Source organism: Treponema sp. R8-4-B8 (assembly GCF_054786175.1).
Window position 1 is genome coordinate 1 of record NZ_BDHE01000251.1, and the last position, 600, is coordinate 600.

Below are 600 nucleotides of genomic sequence, written 5' to 3' on the forward strand. Positions count from 1 at the left end.
TACAATTAGTTGGAATGCGGTAAGCGGAGCAACCAGTTATAAAATATATTATTCTAATACCGCCACTGGTACTTACGAATATTCTAGTTCTGCAACGTCGTCACCTGTTGAGAAATTCTTTTATAATGATACAACTTCATATTGGAAAGTAACTGCGGTGAATAGCTACGGAAAAAGCGCACTGTCTTCTACATATGGAACTGCTTTAGGGTGGCAACAGTAATATAGATAGGACGAAAAATATATACCCCGTCTGTTTTACGACGGGGTATCTTATATCTGTTACCGCTTTTTCGTAGTGAATACGCAACTGTACCTTTTACCACTTTTTCGTAATGCCGTTATGCGACATTTATACATTACGGGGAGCGTCTATTGCTAATTGCTAATTACCGCTAGAAGATGTATGCCAAATAAATTCCTTGAGTACAGTCAGGGCAGGGCTGCGGGTGGCAAAAACTCTGGGAGAATCTGCCTACGAGCCTTTCCGACGACAAAACAGCGGTGGTAAGAAAGCTTTATCTAGGGTTCGTCGCCGGACGTTTATTCTCTGAATTTTCTTTGTTTTATTTCAAAGTCTCTCCGGCAGGGAACCCACAG

General features: G+C 41.5%; 1 protein-coding gene. It reads left to right on the forward strand.

Going from position 1 to position 600, the window contains the following annotated elements:
• A partial coding sequence (locus tag ACYVRA_RS08220; RefSeq protein ID WP_461252243.1) for a hypothetical protein occupies window positions 1-223 on the forward strand: 223 nt, incomplete at its 5' end.
• Window positions 224-600 lie beyond the last annotated feature (377 nt).